Source organism: Nocardia coubleae NBRC 108252 (assembly GCF_001612805.1).
Classification (GTDB): Bacteria; Actinomycetota; Actinomycetes; order Mycobacteriales; family Mycobacteriaceae; genus Nocardia; species Nocardia coubleae.
The window spans coordinates 41,663-67,481 of record NZ_BDBD01000026.1 but is presented as its reverse complement, the minus strand read 5'-3'; the positions used below and the strand labels follow the sequence as shown (position 1 = coordinate 67,481).

21 protein-coding genes are annotated in these 25,819 nt (G+C 68.1%); 12 read left to right on the top strand and 9 right to left on the bottom strand.

Annotated features, from left to right (window positions below):
• The first annotated feature begins 25 nt into the window (after positions 1-25).
• The 6 genes from NCO8_RS26590 to NCO8_RS26565 all read left to right on the top strand — a co-directional run bounded on the left by NCO8_RS26590 (position 26) and on the right by NCO8_RS26565 (position 6,601).
• Complete coding sequence (locus NCO8_RS26590) at positions 26-1,273, top strand: ABC transporter substrate-binding protein (protein ID WP_174550368.1); 1,248 nt, start codon at positions 26-28, stop codon at positions 1,271-1,273.
• A gap of 45 nt (positions 1,274-1,318) precedes the next feature.
• Entirely contained in the window at positions 1,319-2,296 is a 978-nt protein-coding gene (locus NCO8_RS26585; RefSeq protein ID WP_067643411.1) for a carbohydrate ABC transporter permease, read from the top strand.
• On the top strand, positions 2,296-3,195 hold the full coding sequence (locus NCO8_RS26580) for a carbohydrate ABC transporter permease (protein WP_084457502.1): 900 nt from the start codon (positions 2,296-2,298) through the stop codon (positions 3,193-3,195). Before NCO8_RS26585 ends, NCO8_RS26580 begins: the two co-directional genes overlap by 1 nt.
• Before the next feature lie 65 nt (positions 3,196-3,260).
• A complete protein-coding gene (locus tag NCO8_RS26575; protein ID WP_084457501.1) occupies positions 3,261-5,531 on the top strand; it encodes a transglycosylase domain-containing protein in 2,271 nt (756 codons plus the stop codon).
• Positions 5,532-5,701: 170 nt separating this feature from the next.
• Positions 5,702-6,166 carry a GyrI-like domain-containing protein gene (locus NCO8_RS26570; RefSeq protein ID WP_067497606.1) on the top strand — a complete coding sequence of 155 codons (465 nt, stop codon included), beginning with the start codon at positions 5,702-5,704 and terminating at the stop codon, positions 6,164-6,166.
• 3 nt (positions 6,167-6,169) lie between these two features.
• Positions 6,170-6,601, top strand: coding sequence for a GyrI-like domain-containing protein (locus NCO8_RS26565; RefSeq protein WP_067643408.1), 432 nt, complete (start codon positions 6,170-6,172; stop codon positions 6,599-6,601).
• Between the two features lie 55 nt (positions 6,602-6,656).
• Here NCO8_RS26565 and NCO8_RS26560 read toward each other — a convergent pair whose 3' ends face one another.
• The 4 genes from NCO8_RS26560 to NCO8_RS31930 form a co-directional block, all read right to left on the bottom strand.
• Positions 6,657-7,766 carry an inositol-3-phosphate synthase gene (locus tag NCO8_RS26560; RefSeq protein ID WP_067497599.1) on the bottom strand — a complete coding sequence of 370 codons (1,110 nt, stop codon included), beginning with the start codon at positions 7,764-7,766 and terminating at the stop codon, positions 6,657-6,659.
• Entirely contained in the window at positions 7,759-8,316 is a 558-nt protein-coding gene (locus NCO8_RS26555) for a PadR family transcriptional regulator (protein WP_067497596.1), read from the bottom strand. The genes NCO8_RS26560 and NCO8_RS26555 overlap by 8 nt, the downstream gene beginning before the upstream one ends.
• A gap of 154 nt (positions 8,317-8,470) precedes the next feature.
• The gene (locus NCO8_RS26550; protein WP_067643405.1) at positions 8,471-9,259 is read right to left on the bottom strand and encodes a DUF1707 SHOCT-like domain-containing protein; all 789 of its coding nucleotides are present in this window, start codon (positions 9,257-9,259) and stop codon (positions 8,471-8,473) included.
• A 4-nt stretch (positions 9,260-9,263) separates the two neighbouring features.
• Positions 9,264-10,328, bottom strand: coding sequence for a DUF1707 SHOCT-like domain-containing protein (locus tag NCO8_RS31930; protein WP_084457500.1), 1,065 nt, complete (start codon positions 10,326-10,328; stop codon positions 9,264-9,266).
• 123 nt (positions 10,329-10,451) lie between these two features.
• Here NCO8_RS31930 and NCO8_RS26540 point away from each other — a divergent pair, with 123 nt between their 5' ends.
• From NCO8_RS26540 to NCO8_RS26530, 3 genes are all read left to right on the top strand, one after another.
• Entirely contained in the window at positions 10,452-10,871 is a 420-nt protein-coding gene (locus tag NCO8_RS26540; protein ID WP_159372838.1) for a DUF5318 domain-containing protein, read from the top strand.
• Between the two features lie 789 nt (positions 10,872-11,660).
• A complete protein-coding gene (locus tag NCO8_RS26535; protein ID WP_210740210.1) occupies positions 11,661-13,826 on the top strand; it encodes a transglycosylase domain-containing protein in 2,166 nt (721 codons plus the stop codon).
• A 90-nt stretch (positions 13,827-13,916) separates the two neighbouring features.
• Positions 13,917-15,614 (top strand): glycosyltransferase family 87 protein, encoded by a 1,698-nt coding sequence (locus NCO8_RS26530; protein WP_067643837.1) that lies wholly within the window; start codon positions 13,917-13,919, stop codon positions 15,612-15,614.
• Positions 15,615-15,620: 6 nt separating this feature from the next.
• Here NCO8_RS26530 and NCO8_RS32625 read toward each other — a convergent pair whose 3' ends face one another.
• Both NCO8_RS32625 and NCO8_RS26520 read right to left on the bottom strand, forming a co-directional pair.
• Positions 15,621-17,534, bottom strand: a complete 1,914-nt coding sequence (locus NCO8_RS32625) for a TerD family protein (protein WP_084457498.1) — start codon at positions 17,532-17,534, stop codon at positions 15,621-15,623.
• Between the two features lie 30 nt (positions 17,535-17,564).
• Positions 17,565-18,908: a TerD family protein gene (locus tag NCO8_RS26520; RefSeq protein WP_067643398.1), complete on the bottom strand. Its 1,344-nt coding sequence runs from the start codon at positions 18,906-18,908 to the stop codon at positions 17,565-17,567.
• Between the two features lie 137 nt (positions 18,909-19,045).
• Here NCO8_RS26520 and NCO8_RS26515 point away from each other — a divergent pair, with 137 nt between their 5' ends.
• From NCO8_RS26515 to NCO8_RS26505, 3 genes are read left to right on the top strand one after another with little or no spacing between them, the layout of a single operon-like run.
• Positions 19,046-19,669, top strand: coding sequence for an AIM24 family protein (locus NCO8_RS26515; protein WP_067497217.1), 624 nt, complete (start codon positions 19,046-19,048; stop codon positions 19,667-19,669).
• An 11-nt stretch (positions 19,670-19,680) separates the two neighbouring features.
• The gene (locus NCO8_RS26510; protein WP_067643395.1) at positions 19,681-20,379 is read left to right on the top strand and encodes an AIM24 family protein; all 699 of its coding nucleotides are present in this window, start codon (positions 19,681-19,683) and stop codon (positions 20,377-20,379) included.
• A 3-nt stretch (positions 20,380-20,382) separates the two neighbouring features.
• Entirely contained in the window at positions 20,383-21,144 is a 762-nt protein-coding gene (locus NCO8_RS26505; RefSeq protein ID WP_067643392.1) for an AIM24 family protein, read from the top strand.
• Here NCO8_RS26505 and NCO8_RS26500 read toward each other — a convergent pair.
• The 3 genes from NCO8_RS26500 to NCO8_RS26490 are packed head-to-tail and all read right to left on the bottom strand — an operon-like array spanning position 21,141 to position 25,815.
• Positions 21,141-21,968, bottom strand: coding sequence for an HAD family hydrolase (locus NCO8_RS26500; RefSeq protein WP_439951699.1), 828 nt, complete (start codon positions 21,966-21,968; stop codon positions 21,141-21,143). The two genes, NCO8_RS26505 and NCO8_RS26500, sit on opposite strands and share 4 nt — an antisense overlap.
• Entirely contained in the window at positions 21,965-24,607 is a 2,643-nt protein-coding gene (locus tag NCO8_RS26495; RefSeq protein WP_245655511.1) for a phosphoribosyltransferase, read from the bottom strand. Before NCO8_RS26495 ends, NCO8_RS26500 begins: the two co-directional genes overlap by 4 nt.
• A complete protein-coding gene (locus NCO8_RS26490; RefSeq protein WP_174550367.1) occupies positions 24,604-25,815 on the bottom strand; it encodes an HpcH/HpaI aldolase/citrate lyase family protein in 1,212 nt (403 codons plus the stop codon). The genes NCO8_RS26495 and NCO8_RS26490 overlap by 4 nt, the downstream gene beginning before the upstream one ends.
• Positions 25,816-25,819: the final 4 nt, after the last annotated feature.

The following is a 25,819-nucleotide window of genomic DNA, read 5'->3' as shown; positions in this document are numbered from 1 at the left end:
CTTGAAGTTTGTCCCCAGAGCGACGATGGCTGCTGCCTCGATTGCGTTGCTTACCGCATCGTTCGCCAGCGCCTGCTCGAGTGACAACGGCGGCAACGCCCTCGACCAGAACCTGACCGGGCGTGGACCGATCACCTACGTCGAGGGTAAGGACGTCTCCGAGACCGGGATGGTCAAGCAGCTCATCGACCGCTGGAACGCCGCGCACCCGAACGAGCAGGTGACGTTCAAGGAGCAGTCGGCCGACGCCGACCAGCAGCGCGACGACATGGCCGAGCACTTCCGCTCGAAGCAGGACGGCTACGACGTGGTCGCCCTCGACGTGCCCTACACCGCGGAGTTCGCCGCCAAGGGCTGGATCCAGCCGCTCGAAGGCAGCTTCGCCATCGACACCGCGCCGCTGCTCGCGCCGACCGTTGCCAGCGCCACCTACAACGGCAAGCTGTACGCGGCACCGCGCAACACCAACGGCGGCCTGCTGTACTACCGCAAGGACCTGGTGCCCAACCCGCCGCGCACCTGGTCGGAGATGCTCGGCCAGTGCCAGATCGCGCGCGACAACAACATCGGCTGCTACGCCGGTCAGCTGTTCCCCTACGAGGGCCTGACCGTGAACACCTCCGAGGTCATCAACGCCTACGGCGGTAGCTTCGTCGGCGCCGACGGCAAGACCCCCACCGTGAACAGTCCCGAATCCAAAGAGGGCCTGAAGGTTCTGGTCGACGCCTACCAGCGCGGCGACATCCCCAAAGAGGCCATCAGCTTCAAGGAAGGCGAGAGCGCGAACGCGTTCGAGTCGGGCAAGCTGCTGTTCCTGCGCACCTGGCCGTATCTGTACGGCCAGGCCAACGGCGAGGGTTCGATGGTGAAGGACCGCTTCGGCGTGGCACCGCTGCCCGGCAAGACCGATGTCGGCGCCTCGACCCTCGGCGGCTACAACGTCGCGATCAGCGCGTTCTCCAAGAACAAGGCCACCGCCGCCGACTTCGTTCGCTTCATGGTCAGCGAAGAGGCACAGCAGATCGTCGCCCAGGGCGCCTTCCCGCCGGTGCGTACCTCGCTCTACGACGACCCGGCCCTGATCGCGAAGATGCCGTACCTGCCCGCGCTGAAGGAGTCGATCGCCAACGCGGTGCCGCGACCGGTCTCGCCGTTCTACGAGGCGGTGTCAAAGGCCATCCAGGACAACGCATATGCTGCCCTGAACGGCACGAAGTCCGTCGACGACGCAGTCGCAGGCATGCAAAAGGGCATCGAGACCGCTGGTTCGTAGCGGTACGCGCAGCGGACCCGACCAGACCGTAGGAGAGTAGAAACGGTGTCGGATCCTTCGGGAGCCAAGCAGCGCGGGCTAGCGCTGCAACTGAGGCAATCACGGCGGGCGTGGCTGTTCGTGACGCCGGTGATGGTGGCGCTGGCCGTGGTCATCGGTTATCCGGTGTTCCAGGCGCTGTGGATGTCGTTCCGCAAGGACGCAGGCATCGACCCCGCCACCGGAATGTTCGTCGAGGGCGGCAGCGCGGGTTTCGACAACTACACCCATTGGCTACTGCAGCAATGCAATTCGCTGATGGGTACGGTGTCGTGCCCGACCGGCACGCTCGGGTCGCAGTTCTGGGCGGCGGTCGGGGTCACCCTGTTCTTCACGGTGGTGACCGTGACGATCGAGGCGACCCTCGGCCTCGGCATGGCCATCGTGATGGGCAAGACCTTCCGTGGCCGGGCGCTGTTGCGGGCCGCGGTGCTGATCCCGTGGGCCATCCCCACCGCTGTCACCGCGCGGCTGTGGGAGTTCATGTTCCAGTACGACGGCGTGGTGAACCGGGTGCTCGGCACCGAGATCCTGTGGACCTCGGATGTGTGGGCTTCTAGGTTCGCGGTGATCGTGGCCGACGTGTGGAAGACCACCCCGTTCATGGCGCTGCTGATCCTGGCCGGGCTGCAGGTGATCCCGAACGACGTGTACGAGGCGGCCAAGGTCGACGGCGCCTCGGCCTGGCAGCGGTTCGTGCACATCACGCTGCCGCTGCTCAAGCCCGCACTGCTGGTCGCGGTGCTGTTCCGCACCATGGACGCGCTGCGCATGTACGACCTGCCCGCGATCATGACCGGCGCGAACCCGGCCACCAGCACCCTGTCGATCCTGGTGGTCGACCAGGTGCGCCAAGGTCCCAACAGCGCGGCCGCCCTGTCGACGATCACCTTCGTGCTGGTGTTCGCGATCGCGTTCCTGCTGGTGAAGGTGTTGGGCGCCAACGCCGTTCGCACGCAGGAAGAGCAGCGGAAGGCGAACTGATGAGCATCTCGATGACCAAAGAGCCCACCGCCGAACGCGAACCTGTTGCGACACAGTCGGATTCGTGGCGCAGACGGCTCGGAACCGTTCGCCTGTACCTCGGTGTGGCGATCGTGCTCGTATGGGGGCTCGGACCGTTCTACTGGATGGCCGTTGTCGCGTTCCGCGACCCGGCCCACACCTTCGACAGCACTCCGTGGCCGACCCACATGACGCTGGAGAACTTCCGCAACGCCTTCGACACCAGCCGCGGCAACGACTTCGGCAAGGCGCTGCTCAACAGCGTGATCATCGGCTCGGTGACGACGGTGGTCGCGTTGTTGCTCGGCGTGCTCGCCGCGTACGCGCTCGCCCGGATGACCTTCGCGGGCAAGTACCTGGTTTCGGGGCTGATCCTTTCGGCGTCGATGTTCCCTGCCGTCGTGCTGGTGACGCCGCTGTTCCAGCTGTTCACCGACCTCGGCTGGATCGGCCAGTACCAGGCGATGATCATCCCGAACATCTCGTTCGTACTGCCGATGACGGTGTACATCCTGGCGTCGTTCTTCGCCGAATTGCCGTGGGAGCTCGAAGAAGCCGCGCGCATCGACGGTGCGAGCAAGCTGCAGGCGTTCCGGTTGGTCATGCTGCCGCTTGCGGCGCCCGCGGTGTTCACCACCGCGATCCTGGCGTTCATCGCCTCGGTCAACGAATATCTGCTCGCCCGATTGCTCTCCGGTGAGCAGACCAAGCCGGTGACGGTCGCCATCGCGAGCTTCTCCGGCAACGACCCGCTGGTCCAGCCGTACGCGGCGATCATGGCGGCCGGTGTGATCGTCACCGTGCCGCTGGTGATCATGGTGCTGATCTTCCAGCGCCGCATCATCTCCGGCCTCACCGCGGGCGGCGTGAAGAGCTGACGGGCGTGCTCCTCCCGGGTTATGCCGGTGCAGGCGGGTAAAGTCGCCTGCACCGACGGGAGGAGATGGTCGTGGCCGGCAGGCGCGGGCGTTCCGACGAGGACGTGCCGTATACGTCGATCGCAGGCTTCCGGGATCCTCTGCGCGAGCAGCAGCCGCGCAAGGGTGCGGCCCGGCGGGCCCAGGCTGCCCGGTTGGCGGGCGACGACGACCCGGAACCCCGCCCGCCACGCACCAGGGCGCAGCGGATCCGGCGGCTGGTCTTCGCGCTGTTCGTGATCTTCGTGTGTGTGCCCGCGCTGCTGTTCTTCGCGGTGTACTGGAGCTCGGAGATCCCTGAACCGGGCGAGGTGGCCGTCGAGCAACCGGCGACGGTGTTGGCCGCCGACGGCACAACGGTGCTGGCGAAAATCATTCCGCCGCAAGGCAACCGGATTCCCATCCCGCTGACCGAGGTGCCCATGCACGTGCGGGAGGCGGTGCTCGCGGCCGAGGACCGCACCTTCTACACCAACGCCGGATACTCCACGAGCGGGTTCCTGCGCGCGGCACGGGACAACCTGGCCGGGCACGACAACGCCGGTGGCGGGTCGACGATCACCCAGCAGTACGTGAAGAACGCCTTCCTGAGTTCCGAACGCACCGTCACCCGCAAGATGCGCGAGCTCATCATCGCGGCGAAGATGTCGAGGCAGTGGAGCAAGGACGAGATCCTCGCCGCGTACCTGAACACCATCTACTACGGTCGCGGCGCCTACGGCATCGCGGCGGCGGCCAAGGCGTACTTCGGTAAGCCGGTGCCGGAACTGACTCTGGCCGAAGGCGCGGTGCTGGCCGCGGTGATCCGTTCCCCCTCGGTGCTCGACCCGGAAACCCACTTCGACCAGTTGCGCGCCCGCTGGCAGTACGTGCTCGACGGGATGGTCGAGATGCGCGTACTCGCTCCGGGCGACCGTGACGCGACGGTGTTCCCGCCGATCCTCGCCCTCGACGACGTGGCGACCGAACCCGAGGCATCGGGGCCCGAGGGCCACATCCGCACCATGGTGCTGCGAGAACTGCGCGCCGCCGGACTCACCGACGCCGACATCAATACCGGCGCCCTGCAGATCACCACGACCATCGATCCGGTCGCGCAGGCGGGCGCCGTCGACAGCGTGCGCGCCCGATCCTCCTGGCAGCCACCGGAATTGCGGGCGGCCGTAGTGTCGATCGACCCGCGAAGCGGTGCGGTGCGCGCCTACTACGGCGGCGAGGACGGCACCGGATTCGACTTCGCCCAGGCGCCGCTGCAAACCGGTTCGGCCTTCAAGGTTTTCGCGCTCGTCGCCGCCCAGATGCAGGGCATCCCGGTGACGCGGGCGATCGACAGTTCGCCTATCACCGATCGTGGTACGACCATCAAGAATGTGGACGGCGACTCGTGTGGACGGTGTTCGCTGGCCGAGGCGCTGAAACGGTCCCTCAACACCAGTTTCTACCGGCTCACCATGACGATGGCCGACGGTCCACGCTCGGTGGCCCAGGCCGCGCATCTCGCGGGCATCCCCGAGCACATCCCGGGTGTCGAGGGCGAGACGCTCACCGAGAACGGCGAGCCACCGCTCAACGGAATCGTGTTGGGGCAGTACCTGGTTCGACCGATCGATATGGCGTCGGCGTATGCCACGCTCGCCGCGTCGGGGGTGTACCGGCAGCCGTACTTCGTGCAGCGGGTGACCACCGGCAACGGTCAGGTGCTGCTCGATCGTGGTCCGCCGGAAACCCGCAGGGGCAAACAACTTCCGGAGCCGGAGCAGCGCATCAGCCCGGCCATCGCCGACGCGACCACGCGGGCGATGGAGCCGATCGCCAATTACTCCAACGGGCACGGCCTGGCCGGGGGCAGGCCGTCGGCGAGCAAGACGGGGACGACCCAGTTGGGTGAGACCGGGGCCAACAAGGACGCCTGGATGGTCGGGTACACGCCGTCGCTGTCGACGGCGGTGTGGGTGGGTACCGAGCATCCGCAGCCGCTGCGCGATGGACGCGGCAACCCGATCTGGGGTTCGGGGCTGCCCGCCGACATCTGGAAGCAGACGATGGACACCGCGCTCGCCGGTTCGCCCGTGGAGGAATTCCCGACTCCGCCGCTGGGCGGCAGCGGGTCACTGGTACCTGCCCCGCCGCCCTCATCCGGTGGCGGTGGCGGCGGTGGCGGTGGTGGCTTCGACATCCTCAACCCACCGAGCGACACACCACGCAATCCGGCACCGATCATCATCATCCCGCCCGCGCCAAGCCCGAGTACACCCGGCGAATGGTTCCCCGGACTGGGTGGTGAGGCGCCGCGCTAGATCACGGATTGGACAGGCGTGACCACACATCTGCACGAACATGGCAACATCGTTGGCCAGTGCGCATCCGGAGATCGGGCGCCGGCGGAATCCCGGCGCGGAACCTGTCGTATCCATGCGGGAAGATGTGCGCTCGAGCGACGACGAGACTAGACATAGGGGCTACGCAGGTGGATTTCAATGTCGTTGACCGTCCCGAGATGCTGATCGCGGGCACAGTGCTGCGCAGTCCGGCGCTCGCTGTGGAGGGGCCACGACGCGCCAAAGTGGTGGAAGCGTGGCAGCGGCTACGGGCACGACAGGACTTACCCGGACCGTTCGCGACGGGCTATGTCGACTTCGCGCCCGAGATCAACTCCTACCTCACCCATATCGTCGGCTACGAATGCAAAACCCTCGCCGACCTGCGGGTAGGCGATGTGCTCGCGCGGATTCCGGCGGGTCGCTACGCGCGGTTCGTGGCGCACGGTGACGAGATCGGCGACACCATCGTCGCCCTGTGGCGGCAGGTCTGGGACGCCGAGGCCGCGGGCGAGTTCGTGCGCGCCTACACCGGCGACTGCGAGCAGTACCCCGACGAACGCACCGTCGAGATCTTCGTTTCCTTGACCGACGACGCGCAGAGCGGGGAATAGCCGATGACCGCCGACTTCGAGATCGTCACCCTGGACAACAGCCTGATCGCCGGACTCACCGTGCCGCTGGCCGGTCGCGAGGTCACCGCCCGCGATCTCGACCTGGTGAACTTCACCTGGGACCGCTACCTGTCCCGCGAGAAGCCGGTCACCCGGGCCGCTGCCTACATCGGCCAGAACGACCACGCCGTGGCCGTCCTCGGCTACGAGGTCGCCGGCCTCGACGACGTGGACGAAGGCGACGTCCTGACCCGCATCCCCGCGGGCCGCTACGCCAAATTCGTCGTCTCCGACAAGCCCTACGACCTGCTGCGCACCGCCTGGGCCCAGGTGATCAAGGCCGAGAACGCCGGAACCATCACCCGCTCCCACACCGCGGAACTGGAGCGCTACACCGGGCCCACCTCGGTCGAGGTGTACGTCTCCCTGGATTGAGTCCCACGAAAAAGGCCGGGCACACCATTGTGTGCCCGGCCTTTTCGTTCAGTGACTAGTCGGCACCGATGATGAACGCTTCGAGCTGAGTGCGCGCGACGTCGTCGGCGATCTGCTCCGGCGGGGACTTCATCAGGTAGGCCGAGGCCGGGATGACGGGTCCACCGATGCCGCGGTCCTTGGCGATCTTGGCCGCGCGGACGGCGTCGATGATGATGCCCGCCGAGTTCGGCGAGTCCCACACCTCGAGCTTGTACTCCAGGTTCAGCGGGGCGTCACCGAAGGCACGGCCCTCGAGGCGGACGTAGGCCCACTTGCGATCGTCGAGCCACTCCACGTAGTCGGAGGGACCGATGTGGACGTTGCGGTCGTGCACCTTGCCCGCCAGCGAACCGGTGAGGTTCGAGGTGACGGCCTGGGTCTTGGAGACCTTCTTCGACTCCAGGCGATCACGCTCGAGCATGTTCTTGAAGTCCATGTTGCCGCCGACGTTGAGCTGGTAGGTGCGGTCGAGCACCACGCCGCGATCCTCGAACAGCTTGGCCATCACGCGGTGGGTGATGGTCGCGCCGACCTGCGACTTGATGTCGTCGCCGACGATCGGCACACCGGCGTCGGTGAACTTCTTGGCCCACACCGGGTCGGAGGCGATGAACACCGGCAGCGCGTTGACGAACGCGACACCCGCGTCGATGGCGCACTGGGCGTAGAACTTGTCGGCCTCTTCGGAGCCGACCGGCAGGTAGGAGACCAGGACGTCGACCTTGGCATCCTTCAGGGCCTTGACCACGTCGACCGCCGGAGCCTCGGACTGCTCGATGGTCTCGGCGTAGTACTTGCCGATGCCGTCGAGGGTCGGGCCACGCAGGACCGTCACGTCGGTGGGCGGCACGTCGGAGATCTTGATGGTGTTGTTCTCGCTGGCGAAGATGGCCTCGGCCAGGTCGAAGCCGACCTTCTTGGCGTCGACGTCGAACGCGGCGACGAACTTCACGTCCTTGACGTGATAGGGACCGAACCGGACGTGCATCAGACCCGGAACGACCGCGTTCTCATCGGCGTCCTTGTAGTACTGCACGCCCTGCACCAGCGACGATGCGCAGTTGCCGACACCGACGATCGCGACGCGTACTTCGCCGGATCCAACCTTGTTGACATCACTCATGGCCGCTCTTTCCCTCTTTCTGTGGTGCCGCCTTCGTCGATTGCTCCGCCGCAATCAACTCGTTGAGCCAGCGCACTTCGCGCTCGCTTGATTCCAATCCGAGCTGGTGGAGCTGGCGGGTGTAGCGATCCAGCGAGCCACTGGCCTTCTTGATCGCTTCCCGCAGACCCTCTCGGCGCTCCTCGACCTGGCGTCGCCTGCCCTCCAGGATCCGCATCCTCGCCTCGGCGGGGGTGCGGCTGAAAAAGGCCAGATGAACACCGAAGCCGTCATCGGTGTAGTTCTGCGGACCGGTATCGGCGAGGAGTTCTTTGAACCGTTCCCGCCCGACCGGCGTGAGCCGGTAGACGCGGCGCGCACGGCGCGCGGTCGCGCCCTCCGGTATCTCCTCGGCGATCAACCCGTCGGCCTGCATCCGGCGCAGCGTCGGGTAGAGCGAACCGTAGGAGAAGGCCCGGAACGCCCCGAGCAGGCCCGTCAACCGCTTGCGCAGCTCGTAACCGTGCATGGGCGCGTCGAGGAGCAGGCCGAGAATCGCCAACTCGAGCATGCCGACCTCACTCCCTGACTATGACGGCCTGACAGGCCGAACGGACCTAACCGATGGATGCGACTTCCCACTATATCGGAGCGATACATCAGGGCGTAGTCGTATCCCTCACACGAGTGAGGAACCGACCGTCGGGGCCGAGCGAATCAGCAGGTCAGGAGTCTGCCGGGTACACCGCAATAGGTTCGCCGCTGAGCCGGATCTTCAGATAGCCGCTCTGCTCGGCCTCGTTCTTGACGTAGATGCTGATTTCCGGCTCGGCATCTTTGGCGCCACCCGGTGGAAACCGGACGAGCACGTGCGACACCCAGCCACCGGGCACGCGGGTGGTCTGCGGGGCGCCTGACATCAGGCGCGCGTACTTCGCCAGGTCGACCGTGGCCAGGTCGAACGAGTGCGTGCCCGGCGGGCGCGAACCGGGTGAACCCCACCGGTCGAAATCGCCGCGATATTGCAGCTCGTCCTGCTTGCCCGGCTTCCCGGAATCGCGCTCTACCAGCGCGTACTCCGGATAGAGCGTCAACTCGTCGGCGAGCGCGCTTCCGTATTCGGCGCGGTAGTCGGCGAGAAAATGGGCGAAGCCGTTGCCGGTGGTGAGATCGGGCAGCGGCGGCGCGAGGACGGTGCTGCGCCCGAGCAGACCGGCACCCGCGCCGACGAGGCCCGCGAGGACCACCGCGCCCACCGGGATCCACCAGCGTCGCGGGGCGCGGGGTACACCCCGCGCGGCCGGGGTGGCGGCCAGCCCGTCGGGGATCTGCAGGTCGTCGACGAGGCGGTCGAGGTCGCCGAAGGTCTCGGCGCGCATGGCGGTGGCGGTGCGCTTGCCGTGCTCGGCTTCGGTGAGCTGGCCGTCGGCCAGGGCGGCGTCGAGCAGGGCGCACACGTCGGCGCGGTCGGCGTCACGGGCCCGCAGGTTCTTCGCCGGGGAGGTGGTCTTCATCGCGTCATCTTTCGTACGGGTAGGTCTTCAGCACTTCGCCCGAGAGCGCGAGGACGAGATGCGCGGACTGGGAGACCTCGTTGCGCACGTAGACGGTGATCGAGGGCCTGCCGACCCAGGTGTCGTTGGCGATCCGGTAGTGGGAGACCACGCCGCCGGGTACACCGAGGGTGGTGGCGGCGGCGTTCAGCACCGCGGCGAGGGCGTCGGTGTTCACCTGGGCCAGGTCGATGTCGACCGCCTTGCGGTCACGGGTGGTGACCTGCGAATTCGAGCGTTCGAATCCGCCGCGATAGGTGTAGCTCACGGTCCAGTCGCCGTTGTCGGGTGCGCGGCGGACCGCTGAGGCGTGCTCGTCGTGCAGCACTGCCTCGTCGACCACGGCGTCGCCGAACTTGGTGCGGTAGTCGTCGCGGAACTGTACGAATCCGGCGATGGTGTTGAGGTTCGGGGTGGGGATCACCAGCGGCGGGGCCGCGTCGTAGTCGACCGACGCGGCGGTTTCCTTCGCGGCCGGTTCGTCGGCCCGGATCGTCCAGGCGAAGCCGCCGACCGCCGCGAGCCCGACGGCCGCGATCGTCACGATGCGGAAGGTGTTGCGCGCCTTGGGTTTCACCGGTGGCGCCGGGCGCTGCTGGAGCTCGGCGACGAGGGTGGCCAGCTCACCGAGCGTGCGCGCTTCGGCGGCCAGCTCGGTCATCGCCGTGTGCTCCTCGGCATCGAGCTGACCGTCGGCGCGGGCGGTGTCGAGGGCGGCGATCGTGCGTGCCCGGTCGTCGTCGCGCGCCTTGGTCCTGGCCGGGTACTCGCCGGAATGCTTGCGGCCGAAGCGCTTCCGTTCGGTGGTCGGACCGAACACCGCGGGAGACTGCAGATCGGCGGTGAGACCACGCAATTCACCGAGTGTGCGCGCCGAACCGGCCCGTTTCACCCGGTCGTGGTACTCCTGTGCACCGAGCTGGCCCTCCGCGTAGGCCGCGTCAAGCACGGTCGACACCTCGGCGCGATCGATATCACGCGCCCTTGTCCGGGGATCGGCGACGGAGCGCGCCTGTGGAGAATCTGCCATCTACTTGCCATGCCTCACCTGCGAAAAGACCCGGAAAGTACCCGGTATCGGGAGTCTAAGGCCGCCGGGGGCAACAAGCGGTGGCACCGGCGGTGGAAATCAATCCCGGCTACTCTGGTGATCGTGCGAATTCAGCGGCAGGTGGTGGACTATGCGCTCCGGCGCAGGTCGCTGCTCGCCGATGTCTACGCGGGGCGGGTCGGTGTCGCCGAGGTGTGCGATGCCAATCCCTACCTGCTGCGAGCCGCGAAGTTCCACGGTCGCGGCAGCGAGGTGACCTGCCCGATCTGCCGGAAAGAGCAGCTGACGTTGGTGTCGTGGGTGTTCGGCGACGGGCTCGGCCAGGCGGCCGGGTCGGCGCGCACACCCGACGAGTTGACGCGGATGGCAGAGTCGAACGAGGAATTCTCGGTGCATGTCGTCGAGGTGTGCCGCTCGTGCAGCTGGAACCACCTGGTGCAGTCGTACGTGCTCGGGTCGGCGCCCGCGCCCGCCCGTCGCCGGGCGGGACCGAGAGCGGGACGTCGCTCTGCGGCCGAATGACAGCGGCCGCGTGACGCGCCGCAGTTCGGGGTGCAAAATATCCGCGCCGGTCCTCCGGCGCGGATGTTGTGTGCCGGTCGAACCTTACGAGTTATGGAGATCTGGTCAGTGAGTTCGCCCTACGAGCCCTCCCCTTACGGTGACGATCCGCGCGGCGGCCGCCCGTCGCGGGGTGCACAACCAGGTCCGCAGTCCGGTGATCGTCCTGTCGGGCCGCCGCGTCGGCCGACGCCGCCCGCCGGACCGCCGCGCCCGCAGGGTGGACCGGGTGGGCGTCCGCCCGCACCGACCGGGCGTGGGCCCGCGCCCGGCGCACGTGGTCCGCAGCCGCAGAACCGTCAGCCCGCGCCGCCGCCGGGCGGGATGCCGCCGCGTCGGCCCGGTCAGCCGCCGCAGCGACCCGGTGCACCGCAGGACCGTCCCGGTGCACCGCAGGGCAGGCCCGTGCCGGGTCGCCCGGCCGCGCCCGCCGCAGGAGCTGCCGGCGCCACTCAGAAACTTCCCCGTCCCGGTGTCGACGAGTCGACGGTGCGGGCGAGTCATCCGCCGCGGACCGTGCGCGAGGAGGCGGGTCGTCCGCGTACCGGTGGCACGCCCGTCGCCGCGCGACCCGGCGCGGGTCGTCGTCCGGGCGGACCGACCACCGGTGAACGCCGCGCCACCGGAACCGGCGGCACACCCCCGCCGGTCGGGCCACGCAATCGCCGCGATGGTGGCGGGGGCGACGACGGCTCGGGTAGGGATGGTTCGGTGACCAAGAAATCGCCGTGGCGTGCCGTGCGCCGGACAATGTATGTCCTGATGGCCTTGGCCATCGTCGTGCCGAGTGCCGTTTTCCTCGTCGCCTACACCGCCGTCTCCGTACCCAAGCCGGAGGATCTGGAGACCAATCAGGTCGCCATGATCTACGCCTCCGACGGCACGAGCGTGATCAGCAAGGTGGTTCCGCCGCAGGGCAACCGCACCGAGGTCTCCATCGACCAGATCCCGCCGCATGTGCGCAATGCCGTGATCGCCGCCGAGGACCGCGACTTCTACACCAATCCGGGCTTCTCGGTGTCGGGCTTCGCCCGTGCCGCCCGCGACAACATCCTCGGCAAGGAAAGCGCCGGTGGTGGTTCGACCATCACCCAGCAGTACGTGAAGAACGCGCTGGTCGGTGACGAGCGCTCGATGACCCGAAAGATGCACGAGCTGGTGATCTCGGCCAAGATGGCCCGCCAGTGGAGCAAGGAGGAAATCCTTGCCGCCTACCTGAACACGATCTACTTCGGTCGTGGCGCGTACGGCATCGACGCCGCCGCCAAGGCCTACTTCGGCAAGCCGGTGCAGGAGCTGACCGTGCCCGAGGGCGCCGTCCTCGCCGCGACCATTCAGCTGCCCTCGCTGCTCGACCCGGAGAAGAACCCCACCGGCGCGAAGTCGCGCTGGAACTACGTGCTCGACGGCATGGTCTCCGGCGGCAACCTGTCGGCGGCCGAACGTCAGTCGATGCAGTATCCGGCTGTGGTGCCCATCGCGTCGCTCGGCGAGAACAGCCTGGACTCCGGGCCCGAGGGGCACGTGAAGAACCGGGTGCTCGAGGAACTGTCCGCCGCGGGCATCAGCGAGCAGCAGCTGAACACCGAGGGCCTGCAGATCACCACGACCATCGACCCGAAGGCGCAGGAAGCCGCGGTGAACGCCGCGCGCAACAAGCTCGACGGCGAACCCGAGAACCTGCGCACCGCGGTGGTCTCCATCGACCCGCGCACCGGTGCTGTCCGCGCCTACTACGGCGGTGAGGACGGCCAGGGCTACGACTTCGCCAACGCGGGTCTGCCGACCGGTTCGTCGTTCAAGGTGATCGGTCTCGCCGCCAACCTCGAGCAGGGCATTCCGCTGTCGCAGATGTACGACAGCTCGCCGCTCAAGGTCAACGGCATCGAGATCAACAACGTCGAAGGCCAGTCGTGCGGTATGTGCACGATCGCCGAGTCGCTGAAGCGTTCGCTGAACACCAGCTTCTACCGGATGCAGCTCGACATGCAGAACGGTCCGCAGAAGATCGCCGACATGGGTCACAAGCTCGGCATCGCCAAGGAACTGCCGGGCGTGGGCCCCACGCTCACCGAACCCGACGGCGCGGGCCCCAACAACGGCATCATCCTCGGCCAGTACCAGTCGCGTCCGCTCGACATGGCCTCGGCCTACGCCACGCTGGCCGCCTCCGGCATGTACCACGCACCGCACTTCGTGCAGCGCGTCGTCACCGCCGACGGACAGGTGCTGCTCGATCGCGGCGAACCGGCCGGTGAGCAGCGGGTGAGCGCGGCCGTCGCCGACAATGTCACCGCGGCGATGAAGCCGATCGCTGCCTACTCCAACAACCACAACCTGGCCGGTGGCCGGGAATCGGCCGCCAAGACCGGTACCCACCAACTCGGCGACACCGGCAACAACCGCGACGCCTGGATGGTCGGCTACACGCCGTCGCTGTCGACCGCGGTGTGGGTCGGTACCGAACAGGGTGACCCGCTGAAGAACTACGGCGGCGCGCACATCTACGGTTCCGGCCTGCCGTCCGACATCTGGAAGGCCACGATGGACGGCGCCCTGGCGGGCACCCCCACCGAGACGTTCCCCAAGCCCGCCGCGATCAAGGGCCAGGCCGGTGTGCCGGAATGGTCGGCGCCCTACACGGCGCCGGAGACCACCGCGCCGACCATCGCGCCGCCGGTGATCGTGCCGTCGCAGGTGGAGATCCTGCCCGGTATCCGCATCCCCGTGCCCGGTGTGCAGCAGCCCGCCGTGCAGGCGCCGCAGCAGGCGGAGCCGACCACCGGCCCGCTGCCCGGTCAGCCGACCGCGACGCCGGGCGAGTCACCCGGCAACGGCAACGGCAGGCCTGGTGGTGGCGGCAACGACGACGAGGAGACCGGCGGCGCGGGAGCCACACCGACGCGTTCCCGATAGCCACCGGTAGCCTCGGATGTCGTGACCGATCAGCAACTCGCGGACCAGCCGGCGCCGAACGACACCTGGCCCGGCCGCGAGCCGCGGTACGTGTCGCCCGCCCCACTGGCACCGGACCTGCGTTCGATCGACGCGCGAGACCGCCCGAGCCGCAACGATTCCCTCACCTCGCAACTGTCGACGGTGATCGGCGGCCCGGTCGGCGCGCACGCGCTGATCGGCCGGGTCCGGTTCTGGACGCCGCTGCGGGTGCTGTTCGCCTTCACCGTCGTCTTCCTCGCGCTCGGTTGGGCGACGAAGGCGGGCTGCATCCAGCAGACCGACGACGGCGCGGGCGGGCTGATGCTCGACTGGAACAACGGCCGCCAATACGTGGCCATGTGCTACTCCGACACGGTGCCGCTCTACGGCGCCGAGCGGCTCAACGAGGGCGCGTTCCCCTACAAGAAGTACTGGCTCGAGTCGACACCCGACGGTGGCACCGAGGTCAGATACATGGAGTACCCGGTGCTTTCGGGGCTCTACCAGTACGCGGCCATGCAGATCGGCAATGTGTGGGATCACCTGCCGCTGCCCGGTGCGCTGTCGGTTGTCGTGTACTTCAATGTGGTCGCGCTCGGGTTGGCCGTGGGGTGGTTGATCACGGTGTGGGCATCGTCGCGACTAGCCGGGCGCCGGGTCTGGGATGCCGCGTTGATCGCGGTGTCGCCACTGGTGATCGTGCACATCTTCACCAATTTCGACGCCCTCGCAACGGCTTTCGCGGCCACCGGACTGCTGGCGTGGGCGCGGCGGCGGCCGGTGCTCGCCGGGGTGCTGCTCGGTCTGGGCGGTGCGGCGAAGTTGTATCCGCTGCTGTTGCTCGGGCCGATCATCGTGTTGTGTCTGCGTACCGATCCGATGCAACGTGTGCCCGCCGCTCAGGCCGGTCTGCGATTACGCGATATCGACAGCCTCGCCGCGGTTCGCGCCTGGCTGCGTGCAACACCGACGCGCACACAGATTTTCGCGCAGCGTCCGCTCGGTTCGGCAACGCTCGCTGTGGCGGCGGCCCTCGGTACGTGGGGTGCGGTGAACCTGCCGATCGCGGTGCTGTTCCCGAACGGGTGGCGAGAGTTCTTCCGCCTCAACACCACCCGTCACGCCGACCCCGACTCGATCTACAACGTGATCTCCTCGTTCACCGGTTGGGAGGGCTTCGACGGTCCGCTGTCGCACGGTGAGCCCCCGGCCATCCTGAACACGGTCTCGCTCCTGTTGTTCGTCCTGGCCTGCGCGGGCATCGCCTACCTGGCACTCACCGCCAACCGCCGCCCCCGCCTCGCCCAGCTGTGCTTCCTGGTAGTCGCCGCGTTCCTGCTCACCAACAAGGTGTGGAGCCCGCAGTACTCCCTGTGGTTGGTACCCCTCGCCGTCCTGGCCCTCCCCCACCGCCGAATCCTGTTGGCCTGGATGACAATCGACGCCCTGGTCTGGGTGCCACGCATGTTCTATTACCTCGGCGAGGACAACAAGGGCCTCCCCGAACAGTGGTTCACCGCCACGGTGGTGCTGCGTGACCTGGCTGTCATCGGCCTGTGCGCCATGATCATCTACCAAATCCTGCGCCCAGAAACCGACCTGGTCCGCCGCGACCACGTAGACGACCCCGCAGGCGGCATCCTCGACCGCTCCCCGGACCCACTCCTCCCCTGGCTCCCCCACTTCCTTCAACCACGGAGGCGTTGGACCGACCCCGCGCACCCGGACGCCGTCCGAGTAGACGCGGGGCCGTCCCGCGTCTACTGAGCGGTCCTACATCCGCAGGTAGCGGGCCTGGAGTTCGGGTTCGAGGGGGAGCATGTCGAGGTCTAGTTCCCAGGCGTTGCCGGTCCAGGGGTCGAAGAGGGGGGTGCCGGGGAGGGTGGGGAGGTGGCGGCAGGATTGGGAGAGGAGGGTGGCGGGGGCGTCGGCCGCGTCGGGGGTGGCGGTGCCGACGATGAGGAGGGAGAGGCCGATGAGGTCGCCGCGGACCATGAGCTGGCCGAGGCGGACTACGTCGGCGGCTTGGTAGCCGTGGGGGAAGTCGGCCGCTACCAGGATGCGGTGTTCTTTCGGGGGCGCCACTTCGCCTGCGTGGTAAGCGATCTCGGCCAGTTCGGCGGCGTTGGCCAATTCGGCCAGGCGCGGGGAGATGTCGAGGTGGTCGGCGATCACCGGGCCCGCGAGCAGCGGGGACAGGGGCGTGGCGAGGCCGCGTAGGCCACCGGTGAGGTCGATCAGGTCGATGCGGGTCGGCCGGTCGGGGATGGCGGCGACGAGGCGGGCCAGCAGGGCGCCGACCACGCGGGAGGCGGCCGCGCTGGACTCCGTGTCGACCCACAGCGGCCGATTCAGCGGCACCGGAACGCAATACGGGACGCGGAGGTCGCCGCGGTCGGGTGCGTAGAGCTCGCCGAGGCGGATGCCGTCGCTGGCGGCGGCGCGGGTGGTCCAGGCGGGCGCGAGCCAGGAGGCCAGGGCCGCGGGCATCACCGAGTCGGCTTCGGCGATCTCGCGGGCGAGCATGTCGCTGTCGCGGCGGTGGTCGGCATCGGCGCGGCCGACCAGCTCGTCGTGACGGCGTTGCGCGGCGTGACGGGCGGCGTCGGCGGCAGGGGTGTTGCGGGTTGCGGGATTCGAAACCGCTTCCGACAGTTCCTGATCCAAGCGTTTGGCGGCGTAGTCGCGCGCCGAGACGAGGGCTGCGGCGGAGCGTGCGGCGTCCTCGAAGATCATCCACATGCGCTGTAGGCCGTGGTCGACTTCGAGGGGGAGGCCGGGGGCGGGCGTCGGTTGGGCGAGCGATTCGGTCGAGGCAGCGGCATGGCCCGAAGCCGGTCCCGCCGACGCGGCTGCTCCATGAACCGGCGCCACCGGCACCGTCCCATCCGGAACGTGACCGCGCTGCGCAGCACCGCCAGGCACTCCGCCGGGCGCACTACCGGGCATGCCGCCCTGTGCGCCACCGCCGGGCACACCGCCCTGCGCGCCACCACCGGGCACACCGCCCTGCGCACTACCACCGGGCACACCGCCCTGCGCGCCACCACCAGGCACACCGCCCTGCGCAGCACCGCCAGGCGCACCGCCGAAGGCAGCACCGCCAGGTACGCCACCGTGGGCACTACCGCGGAACGAATCGCCCTGCGCGCCCGACCCGAAACCACCGGTCGCCGACGGCACGCCATTTGCCGCGTTGTGCCCGAAAGCGGCGGCGCCCGAGGCACTTTGGCCGGGAACTCCATGCGTGCTCAGCAACTGAGCCACACCACCGGCATAACCCTGGCCGAGCGCACGCAACTTCCAGCCCGGCCCCCGCCGATACACCTCGAGACAGATCAGCGAACTCTCACCCGCCGTCGGCGAGATGACGAATTCCGCTGCCGGAACACCGTTCTCGGCAAACAACGCGGTCACCGGCCCGAGCACGTGCCCGGCGGCGACGAACAGCAGCACGGCATGCGCGTCCGAACGCACCTGGGGCAGGGTCAGTTCCACCGAACTGCCGCCGAACCGCACACCGGGAGCCGCGGGTCGCGACGCGCACACATGGTCGTGTTCGTCGCGCACCCGCAGATCCTCGCCGACCACGAGCGCGCCGAGTTCGACGGTGCCCGTGGTCTGCGCGGTGAAACGCACGGAGTCGGCGGTCAGTGCGGTGTTCTGCCCAGCCTTCAGGTGAATCACGGTGTCTGCCTTGCTGTGTGGTGCGGAAGGTCAGTCGCGGCCGAGGAAACGGCCGAGCTGCGGGACGGCCTCGCCGGGATGCTTGGCCTGGAATCCCTCGCCGAGCGCCTGCATCTTCCAGTCACCACCGGAGCGGTACACCTTCGCCATCGCCATCGCGGTGAACGGCATGCCGCCCGCGAGGGTGTAGCGGGCGAGTTCGCCGTTGGTCGTGCCGTCGATCAGGCGGCAGAAGGCGTTCTGCACCTGTTCGAAGGTGTGCCCCTTGTAGGAGGTGACGATGAACAGCAGCGTGGAGATGTGGGCGGGGATGCGGGTGAGGTCGACGAGGATCATCTCGTCGTCGCCTTCGCCCTCACCGGTGAGGTTGTCGCCCTGGTGGCGGACCGATCCGTCCTTGGACGAGAGCTGACCGTAGTAGGCCACGTCGACCAGGTTCTGGTCGGCGAACAGGCACACCGAGGCGTCGAGGTCGATATCGACGGTGCGGTTGCCGAACATGCCACGGGTGCGCACCGGGTCCCAGCCCAGACCCATCTTCACGAAGGTGAGCGCGGCGCCTTCCTTGCGCAGGGTGACCCGCTGACCCTTCTGCAGGCTGACCGGCCGGTCCTTGCTCAGGCTGATCTCCCCGGTCGGCTGCGGCGGCGCGGCAGGCGAGGCGGCGGGCGGGTAGCCCCCACCGGGCGGCGGCGGGTAACCACCCTGCTGCGGCGGCGGATAGCCACCGCCCACGGGGGGCTGCTGCGGCGGTGCGGGCGGCGGGTAACCCCCACCGGGCGGCGCGTAGGCGGGCGCGGGCTGCTGGTAACTCGGCGCCGGGGGCGGCGGGGCGGCCTGCTGCGGTGCGGCGGCGGGCTGTGCGGGCGAATCATCCACCTGCACACCGTGATCGGTGACCAGCGCGGCGAACCCACCGGCGTACCCCTGGCCGACGGCCCGCACCTTCCAGCCACCTTGACGGCGGTACAGCTCCAACGCGATCACAATCGACTCGGCGTTGAGACCCTCGATGAGGTACGAGTACAGCTGGTTGCCCGCGGCGTCGGAGATGATCGCGGTCGGCGGGGCGAAACGACCGAAATTGCTGGTCGCGTCGTCGAGGGTGATGACCGCGCGGATCTGGTCGATCTCGGCGGGCACGGCGGGCAGCGACACCGCGAGCGAGGCGGGCTGCCCGGCCGGACCGGGTCGCAGGTCCACACCCGGACCGCTCGGCTGGTTGTAGAACACGAAATCGGCGTCGGTGCGGACCTTGCCCTGCTCGGTGACGAGCAGCGCGGACAGATCGGCCGGCGCCGTGAGCTGGAGTGAGATCACCACGTCACTGACGGCCAGTGGACCGTTCTGGCCTTTGGCGAGTGTTGCAGACAAGTTCGACCCTTCGCTTGTCGGTGCGGTCTTGTTGTCACTGTACGAGAAACCGGGCCCGGGCGTTCAGCCTCCCGATCGGTTAGGGTGACGTCGCTGTCGGAACGGGGCGTCGCACCCGCCTTACAAAGGGGCCAGGAATGGCGCAGTTGTTCGAACAATCGAAGAAAGTGATCGAGGCACATCTCGCGGGGACCAGTATCCGCGCGATCGCCGGCTCGATGGTTGCCTACGAGGGCAATGTGCAGTTCAAATCGGCCGGCTTCGGCGGCGGCGAGGGCGTGCTCAACGGTCTCAAGCGCCGCGCCACCGGCGAGAAGCTGTCGCTGATGGAGTGCACCGGCAACGGTCGGGTGTTCTTCGCGGTCAACGGCCAGAACGTCACCGTGGTGAACCTGAACAACGACACGTTGCAGGTCGAGTCGCAGCAGTTGCTGGCCTTCGCGGGCAATCTGCGCACCGACGTGCGGTTCGCCGGTGTGGGTGGAATGTCTTCGGGCAGCGGCCTTTTCACCACAACGGTGAGCGGTCAGGGCCAGGTTGCGCTGCTGTCGGCCGGTGGGCCGCTGATCCACCTCGAGGTGTCGCCGCAGTACCCGCTGATCGTGGACCCCGATGCGTTCGTCGCGGCGCGCGGCAATCTCAACCAGTCGTTCGTCACCGATGTCTCCTGGCGCACGATGGTCGGCCAGGACGCGGGCGAGGCGTTCTCGCTGCGGTGGGACGGCCAGGGCGTTGTGCTGATCCAGCCCGCGGAACGGTAAGGGAAGCGACGATGTTCGAGAAGGTCAACAGCAAGGTCGTCAAGGTCGACGTCGCCCAGGCGGGCGGGGTGGTCGGGCGCACCGGCGCGATGCTGTTCTACACCGGCCAGGTGCAGTTCTCCCCACACCAGATTCCCGGCGCGGGTGGCGGCATGGGCGGTGGTGGTGGGCTGATGCGCATGGCGGGCGCCATGATGGCGGGCGAACACGAGCGGACCATGCTCGCGCGTGGAAATGGCTCCGTCCATTACGGATTCGCCGGGCTCGAGGTGCACGTGGTGCAGATGCAGCCCGGTGCGGTGCTGCGGGTGGAAGCCTCGCGGCTGCTGGCGAACACCGCCGGGTTGCAGGCCTCGGTGGTGTCGGTGGCCAGTTCCGGTGGTGGTGGCGGTGGCGGTCTGATGGGTGCGCTGCGCGGGGCCGCCGCGGGTGTGGCGACCGGGCAGGGCATGTTCACCACGCAACTGAGCGGTCAGGGTTCGGCGGTGCTGCTGGCGCACGGCGGATTCCTGGAATTGCAAGTGGGCGGACCGAATCCGGTGGTCGTCGACCCGCAGGCATTCGTCGCGGCGTACGGAAACGTGCAGACCGAATTGAAGGCGGCGATGAGCTGGCGCGACGCGGTGGGTCGCGGATCGGGCGAGGCGATGCAATTGCATTGCCACGGTCAGGGTGTCGTGTATGTGCAGGCCTCCGAAGAGAAGTTGTGAGTCATGAGCGAAATCCTGTCCCCCATGAATCTCGGTGCCAGCGACAATATTCCGGGTAACAGCTACGCCTATTGCATCGACCTGACCGGGCCGTGGTTCATGCGCAAGGGCGCCATGATCGCCTACTACGGGCAGATCAATTTCCAGCTGCTCACGCACGGTCTGCAGGGCCATCTCACCCAAATGGTGAGCAGCCAGTTCTCGGCGCCGCTGTTCGCCGGTGAGTACGTGGTGGCCGAGGGCCACGGCAAGCTCATCATCGGCGACCGCGGCTACGACATCAATTCCTACGATCTCGAGGACGGCAACCTCACGATCCGCGGCGCCAACCTGCTCGCCTTCGAGCCGGGCCTCGCGCTGAAACAGTCGATCGTGCCCGGTTTCCTCACCCTCATCGGCACCGGCAAATTCCTCGCCTCGTCCAACGGACCGGTGATGTTCGCCGAACCCCCACTGCGGGTGGACCCCGAGGCGCTCGTCGGCTGGGCCGACTGCCCGTCCCCGAGCCACCACTACGACCAGGGCTGGATCACCGGTTTCCTCTCGGCGGGCGCGGCCGCGATGGGCGCCACCTCCGGCGAGGAACGCCAGTTCGACTTCACCGGCGCGGGCACCGTCCTCATCCAGTCCTCCGAGAAGGTGATGAGCGACAACGCCCTGGTCCGCACCATCGAAGGTCAGTTGCAGAGCGGCGTGAGCGTGGGCGGCCTGCAACGCATCCAGGCCGTCGTCACCCAAAAGCTCGCCGGTCAGCAGCAGTACTAGACCGGATCCGCGACGGGGAGGGCGGCGTGGAACCAGTCGAGGATTTCCGCGCCGGCCAGGATGCCGGCGGCGGTGGTGACGGTGAGGTTGGGGGCGGTGTAGGCGAGTTCTTCGAGTTCGCCGTGGCGGGGGCGGATGGCGGCGTCGGCGGATTCGAGCATTTTCGCGTCGAGGGCGCCGTCGCCCGCGGCGAACAGTCGCGCGCCGTCGGGTAATTCACCGGATTCGGTGAGGCGGCGGCGGACTTCGGCGACGGCGAGGCTTTTGCAGACCGCGTCGGGCATGGTGTAGATCTTGCGGCCCTGCTGGGAGGCCGACCAGCCGTTGGCGCGGCACCAGTTGTCCCATTCGGCGAGGAAGCCCGCCGGGACCGCCTCGGGGCGGACGACCAGGTAGCAGAACAATTCGTCGGCCTCGCGATACTTGGTGACCCAGGAATCGCTGATCCGCGAACGCAACTCGGCGCCGACCGAAGCCAAGGTCGCGCCGGTCGCGTTGACCTGATCGTCGATGGACAACCGCCACGCCGGGTCGGGAATGCCGTCGACGAGGATATTGCCGCCGTTGCTCGTGATGGCGAAGCGCCACGGCGCACCGGGTAATTCGATGCGCTGGAACTGTTCGATGGTGCGGGTGGTGGTCGGTATCACCGGCGCGTTCGCGGCCAGCTCACGCAAACGGGCGATCGCGGTGGTGGTCATGTAGGACAGGGGTTCGCCCTCGTAGTACTCGACGCATTCCTTCTCGACGCTTTCGGCGCCGTGGAAGGCGTTGCGCGAGAAGATCATCGTGCGATCCAGGTCGGTGGCGAACAGGGCGGTCACTGCGATAGCTCCTTGATCAGGCCCATGCAGGAGTAGGCCAGATCCGGCACCACCTCCACCGGGACATTGCGTGCGGCGGCGAGCAGGCGGATGTGGGCATGCTCGGGTGCGTCGGCTTCCCGCACCAGCACCCGCCACGGTACGCGACGCAGCAGCACCCGGGTGGTCTCGCCGACGCCGGGCTTCACGTAATTCACTGTGCTGATGCCGTATTCGGCACGCACCTTCTCCACCGACGCCCAGCCCGACCAGTCGGGTGTTCGGTCGGAATCCCGGATCGCGGCGACGGCGGCGGGCACCTTGTCACGAATGGATTCGAAGGCGGCGGTGACGGTGTCGATCAGTTTGTTCGACACGTCGTCGGCGGCCAGGTCGCGATAGAACTTGGCGCCGTGGAAGTCACGCGGACCGATCAGCTTCTCGTTCAGGACCGTGCGTGAAACCAGGCCGGAGACAGTCGAATTCAGGCAGGCCGAGGCGATGAGGAAATCGTCACGGGTGCCGAAGGTTCGCACACAATTGGCCGGGTCGGCCAGCACGACGAGTTCGTCGTCGAACCTGGCGCCGCCCGCCGCGTGATAGGCATCCAGGGCAGCGGTGAGTTCGTGGGTGATGGCGCCCTTGCCGGTCCAGCCGTCGACGAACACGATTGTGGACGGATCGTGATGGTGGGCAAGGTAATCCAGGGCGACCGAGTCGATGCCGCGGTCGCGGACGATGGATACGGCGTAGTGCGGCGCGTCCAAAGCCGGGCGCCCGATACCGCTGGCCAACCAGCGTCGCATCAGCACACCGATCGGTGTACCGGCGCGGGCCAACGACACCAGCACGATGTTCTCGCCGCGTTCGGCGACGACCAGTTCGGCAACCGTCGCCACGGCCAGGGCGAGCCGCTCGGCACTCTCGGCGAGCACGCGGTCGAACAGTTCGCGGTAGGCGGCGTCTGGCTGGTACTCCACCGGCAGCGATTCGGCGTAATGGGCTTTACCTGCCTGAATGCGCCGTTCCCGTTCGGCCACATCGGCTTCCAGGTCGACATCGGACAGGTCCTTGAGCAGCCACGAGACATCCTCGCGCGCGTACGAGCCGAAGTCCGGGCCGTGCAGCGGAGCAGGGAAGTCGTTCGGCCCGACAGCGAGCTCAACGGCACCACGCGACTCTCCGACCCAGTGATTATCAGTCACCAGCTCTTCCCGGCCCCGGGCATTGCGCGGCGCCCCCTCGTCCGACGCTTGCGCACGGCGAGAGGCGTGCAGCTCGCGGGGATCGGCGCCCGGGACGACGGCGACCAGAACATCGGCACCCGACGCGGTGAGCACATCGACCAGACCGCCGGGGGCGACGAGTTCGGGCGTGTCGGCGGGCGGGTCGATGACGACCAGGAGGACCGGGTTCTCACCCTCCCACTGAGCGTTGTAGAGGTAGCGCTGGGCGGTCGGGTCGGGTTCGGGGGCGGTGAAGCGGAAACCTCGGCGCAGCGGATAGCCCGGCTCGTCGAGGACGTAAGCCGGTGAGCGGGTGGTGGTTTGGAAGCGGGCAGGGAACCCCGCGTCGGCCAGCCCGGCGGCCAGGCGCACTGGCAGGTACATGAGTTCCTCGTGGCCGAGCACGATGACCGGCCGACCGGCGAACTCGGCGTCCAAACGTGCGCGCACTTCGTCGACGACAACGTCCAGGGCGTCGTCGAAAGCCGCGGCGTCGGTGCGTAGAACACCGTGCCGGCCACCCTCGGGAACAGCGCCCGGCCAAGGCAATTCGATGTGGCTGTACGAACCCGGCTGAACCGATCGGGGATTGAGTCGCGGCTCGGGCAAAGCCGCCACCGCGTCGACGAGCCCGGCGGGTAGGTCGACCAGACCTGTTGCCAGACAAACGGTGTCGATGCGTGACCCGAGTTCGGCCGCGAACTTCTCGAACTTGTCCCGGTCGGCGGCGGTCCGCAAGTCGACCAGCGAGGCCAGCACGTACTGCGAACGCGGCGCGAATTCGTGCAGGGCGCGCACAGCGTCGATGGCCGTATCGCCGGTGGAGATCTCGTCGTCGACAAGCACCAGCGGCAGATCGTTGGCGAAGATCTCGGCGGGCGCGGGCTGCAACTGGTGGGAGGTGGCGTGCGAGTGCCCCTCCTCGAAACCGGTGAGCGTGGTGGCCCTCGGCTCGCTCCTCCGGGTGGAGTGCAGGTAGCAGCCGGCCTCGAGCCGCGCCGCCACACAGTGGCCCAAACCGGTTGCGGTCTCGGCGAATCCGAGAACAACCGCCTCTCGGTCGCCGAGCTTGTCGCGCACCAGGTCGGCCAGGCGGTTACCGGCGCCGATCACCACACGCGGGTCCGTGGGCAGATGCTTGCCGAGCACCGTGGAAACCAGCAGATGAGCGCGGCGCGGATTCCGGCGCAAGCCCGGACGCACCAGTTCACCGATCGACAGCGCATCGGGCAATTCGCCGCCCGGCTCGACAGGCGCGAGCCCCGCGCCCCAGGATTCGGCCGAGACTGCTCGGCTCTGCGGCGCGGGGTCGATCGCGGTCACCGCCGACGAACCGTCCGAGACGCCGCAGGCGGTGAAAGCCTGCCCGTGGTGCAGGCGAATCCCCAGATGCACGGTGGCCCACGGCATGTCGATCGTGCTCACGGCATTCATTCCGCGATCATCGCTGTCAGCAGATCCACGAAGGACACTCCCTTGTTCGCCACCCCGAACGCACGAGCCCGGACCAGCGTCTGGCGGGCCCAACTGCGGTGGGGGCGCATCTCGTTCATCTTGTTGCGGTACTCGGAGGCGGCGACCCCGCCGACATCGGCCTCCATGATGTGCAGCGCGTCGGCGTATTCCTCGTGCGTCACCACCGACAGCGCGTGCACGGCGGCCACGTGCGACGGGTGGATCACCGTTTTGCCCTGGATGCCGTTGGCGCGGTCGAGGGTGATCTCGCGCAGCAGCCCGTCGAGATCGCGGCTCACCAGGTACTGCCGGAACGGCACCGCGTCGGATTCCTCGAACGGGGCGGTGCGCAGCAGCGGGCGGAACATACGTTCGTGGTCGGCGAAGTACTCCCACACCGGGCCGGTGATGATGAAACCGGTGCCGTCGGCGCGGCCGAGGTAGTTGACGATGTCGGCGATCACGTCGGCGATCACCCGCACGTCGTAGATGGTGAGGTCGCGGTCGCGGCGGATGCCGAAGGTCGAGCACATGTCGGTGGCGCCGATCCGCACCGCGAGCAACCGGTCCCGATGCTCGGCGAGCAGCTCGGCGATGCGCGAGAGCTGTTCGTCGCGGGTCTGGCGATGCACGAGGTTCGCCGATTCCAGCACCGGCATGCCGTAGACGGGGCGGCCGAGGCGGTCGCCGGCCGCGTCGAGCGCGGCCAGGTAGGCGGGCCCGGTGACGGCGTCGAACTTGGGGAAGACGAAACCGGTGAGCATGTCGGCGCCCGGGCCGAGCCGGTCGGCCAATTCGGTGACGGTCTGCACGTCGCGCACCCGGACGAACAGCATCGGCACCGGGTCGGCGACTCCGGCGAGCAGGTCGAGGGTGGCGACCGCGTGTTCCTTCGCGGCGTCGACCTGATGGTCGGCCACGGCGTCCTCGAGGTCGATCACCATCGAGCACACTCCGCGCGCGGCGCGACGCAAAATGGTCGCGGCCAGATCGGGGCGGGTCGCGGGCACGTACAGGGTGGCGCCGAGGGCGGTGGCGAGCAGTTCGCGGTCGGCGGTTCCCGGAATCGGTTCCGGCTCCACCAGGAACAACTCACGGCTGCGCGGGCCCTGCAAATTGTGGAAGTGGCGCAGCGGCACCTGCTTTCGCAGGTTCACCTCCGGTGCGATGGCGTAGCCTGCGGTCATTCCC